Genomic DNA, 7,022 nt, shown 5'->3' on the forward strand with positions numbered 1-7,022 from the left:
CACCTTATGATTTTCCCCACAGTTGAAAACAAGTTTAAAAGGCGTGTTCCATTATTCCGAAGCAATAGAGGTTAAGATTAAAAATACTATGGGATTAAAATTTTACACTGCTTTTTTACTGGTACTGCTTATTGCATCGGCGCCCGTTTACAGCCAGTCGTACGGACTTGGGTTTGCCGGACACGAAGTAGTTCAGGACAAAAGAACAGCACTTGATCTTAGCCCCGAGCGTCCGTTATGTTTTGATCGTAGTTTTGAATTATCATTTGACCTGTCATTTATGCCTGGCTATGCAGATCACTTTGGTTATATTTTTAGATTAATTGACCAGGAGAAGCGCAACATAGACCTTATTTACGACATGAGTTTCGACGAGAATAAGCACTTTAAGCTTATAGTAGGAGATAAGATATCTGATATCGCTTTTGATATTGATACCAATAAGCTCTATAAGAACTGGCATACCCTGAAGCTTAAATTTGACGTTGACCGCCAGGAGCTTATCATGTTTGCCGATGGTAAATATTATAAGCAAAAGGTTAGCTTTAAGAATAACTGCTATAAAATATTTCTAGGGGCCAACAACTACAAAGACTTCAGCGTAAAAGATGTCCCTCCAATGAACATAAAAGATGTGAGAATCACAGAGAATGATAAGGTTAGTTATTATTGGCCTTTGGATGAAAAGGGTGGAACAAAGGTTACCGAAAAAATAAAAGGAAAGGACGGACTGGTCATAAATCCTATCTGGATAAAGAAGATGCATCACGATTGGGAGTTGGTTAAAACTTTTAGTGTTAAGGGGCTTGCAAGTGTAGCTCTAAATGCTAAAAAGGAAAGCTTATATGTAGTTACCGAAGATTCATTAATTACTTATAATGTTGTTTCAAACGGTTTATCCTACATGGGCTACTCTTCGGGTAAACAACGTTTATTTGCCGGTAATCAGTCAATCTATGATGCAGGTGCCGATAAACTGTTCAATTTTTATATAGATCAAAAACTTGTTGTCGATTTTAATTTTGCCAACAAAACCTGGGATAAAAATTATATCACTCCTGATGTTATAACCAATTACTGGCACCCTAATAAGTTCTATTCGGCAGTTGATTCGTCATTGTATATGGTAGGAGGCTATGGCCAATATACTTACAGACGAAGTATTGAACGTTATCATTTTCCTGATAAGAAATGGACGACTATTAAAGCTTCGGGCGATTTTACGCCAAGATACCTTTCTGCGCTGGGTGCAGTAAAAGACGGAGCTTATATACTAGGCGGGTATGGAAGCGCAACCGGCCAACAAATATTAAATCCTAAAAATATTTATGACCTTAATTTTTATGATGTTAAGCATAAAACATTTAAAAAGATATTTGAATTGGCACCCCCTGCCGAAGAATTTGCTTTTGCAAACTCAATGGTGATCAATGAAAAAGAAGACACCTACTTTGCCTTAACCTTCCCAAATAATAGCTTTAATTCTTCTCTTCAACTTATCGAAGGATCATTACATTCGCCTACATATAAGCTGGTAGGCAATTCAATTCCTTATCCTTTTCATGATATTTATTCCTTTGCAGACTTATTTTACTGCCCTGCAAGTAAAAAGTTTGTAGCTGTGGTATTGTTCCATGAAGAGAAGAATAATACGACCTCTGTTAAAGTATATACTTTGTCGGGCCCTCCCGAAGCTGCCTATGCCGCTTCAACAAAAGGCCTGTCCTGGAAGCCAGCAAAGTATTTGCTATTTCTTTTGCCAGTGCTAATCATTACCGGGCTTGTAATATACCGTTGGAAAAGAAAGCGGTTTGTTAAGGTTAAATTGCAACCGCTTGTTGATGAACCCTCAGCTGTAGAAACAGTGGTGGAGCAACATGAAAATACCATTTTCCTATTTGGCGACCTTCAGCTTTTTGATAAGGAAGGGGAAGACATTACCAAGTACTTTTCTCCCTTATTAAGAGAGTTATTTCTGGTAGTTCTGGTTTATACCATTAAGTGGGGCAGGGGCATTAGTTCTGAGAAGCTAACAGAAATTCTCTGGTTTGATAAAACAGCAGATAGTGCAAGGAACAACAGATCAGTGAATATCGCGAAGTTAAAGGTCATTCTTGAAAAAATGGACGGTTGTCAGATCTCTAAACAAACCGGATACTGGAAGATAGACTTTGACGATACTAAGGTAAAAATAGATTATAGTGAGTACCTGAACATTGTAAGCAGTAAAGGCAATCTGGCCAATTATGTATTCTATTTTGATCCGGTAAATGAAGAAGCGATGATCATAAAGTGTAAAGCCCTGGTCCATTTAGGAAAACACTCATTAGCCAAAACTAAATTCGAAACCTTTAACAAAGAGTATAAGGCTATATATGGCGAAGAGTTTAAACACAGCTTTCAGGAAATACTTGAATAAACCTTAATAACCTTCGGTTTTGTTTCTCAATGTTGACGACCTAACAATCAGTTTTGGTTTTATACTTACAATCTTAGGGTTGTTGTCTTTTTCTGAAGATTCTATTTCCTGAAAATATAGGTTTGCAATTGTTTTACCCATGCTTACACTGTACTGGTCTATAGTAGTAATAGAAGGGCTGGTTATTTCGGTAAAGGCCTCATTTGAATAACCGCATATACCTAATTCCTCAGGAACTTTTAATCCCATCTTGGTGGCTACTTCCAAAACACCCAGAGCAGAGAAATCGGAAGTAGAAGCAAATATTGCATCGGGTGGTTCAGCAAGATTTAGTAATTCTTTAGTTGATTCAGCTCCCAGTTCTTTTGTCCAGGCATTTTCTTTAATTAGTTCTGGTAACACCGGAACCTTATATTTTTTTAACGCAGCAAGATAACCTGCTTTCCTTTGTCTGAAAATATTCAGATTTTGCGGGCCTTCAAGCAATGCAATTCTTTTATAACCTTGCTCAATTAAATGACTTACTGCGTCTATAGAAGCTTGTTCGTTGTCGTTCAGCACTTTAAATGTGTCCAGATGTTCTGCTACCCTGTCAAATTGGATTAGTGGAATACCATGTTCCTTAATGGTTTGAAGGTGTTTATCGTCTTCAAAATCAGCACTAAGGGAAATTACGATACAACTCACATGCTGGTTAATTAAGGTGTTTACACATTTAACCTCTCTTGCAGAAGATTCGTTTGATTGGCAAATTACCAGGTTATAACCTTTTTGATAAGTAACCTCCTCGATACCGGCAATCACATCAGCAAAGTAATTTTGATTAATGCGCGGCACAATAACCCCAATGGTCTGATTATGGCCTTTCCTTAGGTTTGRTGCCAGGCTATTTTGTTTGTAATTTAATTCCTTGGCAGTATCTAAAATTAGTTTCCGGGTTGCTTCACTAACATTACTGTTATTACTTAAAGCCCTGGAAACAGAAGAAGCATTTAAATTTAGTTTCTTCGCAATATCATAAATCGTTGTCCTTTTCTGATTTTTCATCAGTATATCTTGTTTTTTATTTGGTTCATTGTTTGTCCATTGCTCTTTTTTCAGATTGTTTAAAGCTGCCCGTCATCTCGACAATAGGAGAGATGTCTTGAACTGGCATAACCAAGAAATCTCTCCTATTGTCGAGATGACCAGGTGCAACATCTATGACGACCCTGTGCAATAGTACAATTTATTAAGCGAGTAAATATGATAAAATATTTTTATCGCAATCGATTGCTTAAATTAAATATTTTACTAATTTCGTTYAATCAAATACTAATATTTTAATTCAACCCAAATATATAAAGAAAACATGCTGCTATTAGGTATTGATGTAGGAACATCATCTGTCAAAGTTTCGGTAGTTGATGTTRCGTCCGGCGACATTCTTGCAAGTGCACAATATCCGGATAGTGAATCAGAGATTATTTCTCTAAAATCAGGGTGGGCAGAGCAGTCGCCAGATATGTGGTGGGAACATGTTCAGCAAGCCATACTAAACTGTAATAGTAAGGGTAAATACAATCCGTTAGACATTTCGGCCATTGGTATAGCTTATCAGATGCACGGACTTGTTATTGTAGATGGAGCGCAAAACAGCCTGAGAAACAGTATTATATGGTGCGACAGCAGGGCCGTAGAAACCGGGGAAGAGGCATTTAACGCTTTAGGAAAAGAACAGGTTTTGAGCCGTATGCTTAACTCGCCCGGTAACTTTACCGCCTCAAAACTGGCCTGGGTTAAAAAGAACGAACCCGAAACCTATAGTAAAGTAGCCAAGATGATGCTGCCCGGAGATTTTATCTCAATGAAGCTTACCGGAGAGGTTACTACCAGTAATTCTGCCTTATCAGAAGGGATACTTTGGGACTTTAAAGCCAACGGAATTTCTACTGATATTATGGAGCAGTTTGGTTTTTCTTCAAGCATAATTCCGGAGATAAAACCAGTGTTTTCTGAACACGGACAAGTAAAGGAATCGATTGCCGAAAAGCTAGGTTTAAGGGCAGGTATTCCAGTAGCTTATAAAGCAGGAGATCAGCCAAACAATGCCCTTTCATTAAATGTAACACAACCAGGCGAAGTAGCTGCAACTGCTGGAACATCAGGAGTTATTTATGGCGTTACTGATCAGTTACTTTACGACAAACAATCACGTGTAAATACATTTGCGCACGTAAATCATACCGCTCAGGATCAGCGTTTAGGCGTTTTGCTTTGCATTAATGGAACAGGAAGTATGAACCGATGGGCTAAAAACCTAATGGGCTCGTCAATAGACTATGTTGCCATGAATAATGCAGCAAGTAAGATCGCTGCAGGAAGCAACGGACTTTATGTTCTTCCTTTTGGCAATGGAGCAGAGCGTATGCTGAATAATAAACTTGTAGGTGCACATTTACAGCAAATAGACCTTAACCTGCATACACAGGCACATATATTCCGCGCAGTACAAGAAGGAATAGCATTCTCATTCCGTTATGGATTAGATATCCTTCGAGAAAACGGAATGYAGCCATCTGTAATCAGAGCAGGAAGGTCAAATCTTTTTATGAGTGATATTTTCTCTCAAACCTTTGTAAACGTAACAGGCGTGCCGGTGGAACTTTATGAGAACGACGGTAGTTACGGTGCTGCTGTAGGTGCCGGTATTGGAGCAAACATTTTTAAAACGGTTAGCGAGGCATTTAGTAATAAAAAGCCTGTTAAGCTGGTAGAACCAACCAATGAGAGACTGGAGGATGAATATCAAACCTGGAAAAAACTTCTTGAACAACAATTAGAATCATTAAATAAATAAAAAATCAACATGAGCGTAAACACTTTGAATAACGAATTTTTTAAAAATATCGGTAAGGTTAACTTCGAGGGACGTGAAAGCGACAATCCTCTGGCATTTAAATGGTATGATCCTGAAAGGATTGTGGCTGGGAAAACACTTAAAGATCACCTTCGTTTCGCCGGTGCTTACTGGCATTCATTCTGTGGTAACGGTGCCGATCCTTTTGGCGAAGCAAGCCATATTTTTCCTTGGAACCAAAAAAGCGATCCTGTAGAACGTGCTAAAGATAAAATGGATGCAGCATTTGAGTTTTTAACCAAGTTAAGTATTCCATATTACTGCTTCCATGACGTAGATATGGTAGATTACGGTAACGACATCAAAGAAAACGAAAGAAGACTGCAAGCTTTGGTAGATTATGCTCGTCAGAAACAAGATGAAACAGGCGTAAAATTATTATGGGGTACTGCGAATCTGTTCTCGCACAGAAGATATATGAACGGTGCAGCAACAAATCCTGATTTTCATGTATTAACACATGGTGCTGCCCAGGTAAAAGCTGCTCTTGATGCAACCATTGCATTAGGTGGAGAGAATTATGTATTCTGGGGCGGTCGTGAAGGATACATGTCGCTATTAAATACCGATATGAAGAGAGAGCAGGAGCATCTTGCACGTTTCCTTCATACTGCAAAAGACTATGCCAGAAAGAATGGATTTAATGGTACATTCTTGATTGAGCCAAAACCATGTGAGCCTACTAAACATCAATACGATTATGATGCAGCAACTGTTTTAGGCTTCCTTCAAAAATATGACCTTCTTGGCGATTTTAAATTAAACCTTGAAGTAAACCATGCAACCCTAGCCGGTCATACCTTCCAGCACGAATTACAAGTAGCTGCAGATGCAGGTCTACTTGGATCTATTGATGCCAACCGTGGAGATTATCAAAATGGCTGGGATACAGATCAGTTCCCAAATAACATTAACGAACTGGTTGAATCTATGCTGATCATTCTTGAAGCAGGCGGCTTTAGTCGTGGTGGAATAAACTTTGATGCCAAAATCCGCAGAAACTCTACTGATCAGGCTGATTTGTTCTATGCACATATTGGGGGTATGGATATGTTTGCCCGTGCACTGATCGTTGCTGACGACATACTTCAAAACTCTGACTATAAAAAAATCAGAACAGACAGATATGCATCTTTTGATAACGGTAAAGGAAAAGAGTTTGAAAACGGTAATTTAAGTCTTGAAGATCTGCGAGATTATGCAATTCAGAATGGCGAGCCACAAACACTAAGTGGCAGACAAGAATTCCTTGAAAACTTAATCAACAGGCACATTTAAATTCAGCGATTAACCGGAATTTATGAAAACACTGGGCGCATTAGACTATGCAGTTTTCCTGATTTATTTTCTGATCGTTGCGCTTTACGGATGGTGGGTTTATAGACAAAAAAAGGCTCATAAGGAGAACTCTAAAGATTTCTTTTTGGCCAAAGATTCACTTACCTGGTGGGCAATAGGAGCTTCCCTTATTGCCTCCAATATTTCTGCTGAGCAGTTTATTGGAATGAGCGGATCAGGGTTTAAGATGGGACTTGCAATTGCTACCTACGAGTGGATGGCAGCCGTTACCTTAATAATTGTGGCGGTATTTTTTATACCGGTATATCTAAAAAACAAGATATACACCATGCCACAGTTCTTAAACCAACGTTACAATGGTACTGTAGCAATGATTATGGCTATTTTCTGGCTGTTATTATACGT

The 7,022-nt window shown here is 38.6% G+C and carries 5 protein-coding genes; 4 read left to right on the top strand and 1 reads right to left on the bottom strand.

Translation table 11 applies throughout. From position 1 onward, the window contains the following. Window positions 1-88: 88 nt before the first annotated feature. Entirely contained in the window at window positions 89-2,419 is a 2,331-nt protein-coding gene (locus AC1DG9_RS23035) for a galactose oxidase (RefSeq protein WP_477635313.1), read from the top strand. A gap of 3 nt (window positions 2,420-2,422) precedes the next feature. Here the strand turns inward: AC1DG9_RS23035 and AC1DG9_RS23040 are convergent, their stop codons facing one another. Continuing rightward, window positions 2,423-3,466, bottom strand: coding sequence for a LacI family DNA-binding transcriptional regulator (locus tag AC1DG9_RS23040; RefSeq protein WP_477635314.1), 1,044 nt, complete (start codon window positions 3,464-3,466; stop codon window positions 2,423-2,425). A gap of 304 nt (window positions 3,467-3,770) precedes the next feature. Between AC1DG9_RS23040 and AC1DG9_RS23045 the strand changes: the two genes are divergently transcribed. The 3 genes from AC1DG9_RS23045 to AC1DG9_RS23055 all read left to right on the top strand — a co-directional run. Next, window positions 3,771-5,258, top strand: a complete 1,488-nt coding sequence (locus AC1DG9_RS23045; protein ID WP_477635315.1) for a xylulokinase — start codon at window positions 3,771-3,773, stop codon at window positions 5,256-5,258. Between the two features lie 9 nt (window positions 5,259-5,267). Beyond that, window positions 5,268-6,596 carry a xylose isomerase gene (xylA, locus tag AC1DG9_RS23050; protein WP_288884107.1) on the top strand — a complete coding sequence of 443 codons (1,329 nt, stop codon included), beginning with the start codon at window positions 5,268-5,270 and terminating at the stop codon, window positions 6,594-6,596. Between the two features lie 22 nt (window positions 6,597-6,618). Further along, a partial coding sequence (locus tag AC1DG9_RS23055) for a sodium:solute symporter family transporter (protein ID WP_477635316.1) occupies window positions 6,619-7,022 on the top strand: 404 nt, incomplete at its 3' end.

The sequence above is a fragment of the Pedobacter sp. 05L430 genome, from assembly GCF_056397585.1.

Coding starts and splice junctions, on each gene's coding strand:
- AC1DG9_RS23035 (WP_477635313.1), top strand. CDS start 89: ATGGGATTAAAATTTTACACTGCTTTTTTACTGGTACTGCTTATTGCA.
- xylA (WP_288884107.1), top strand. CDS start 5,268: ATGAGCGTAAACACTTTGAATAACGAATTTTTTAAAAATATCGGTAAG.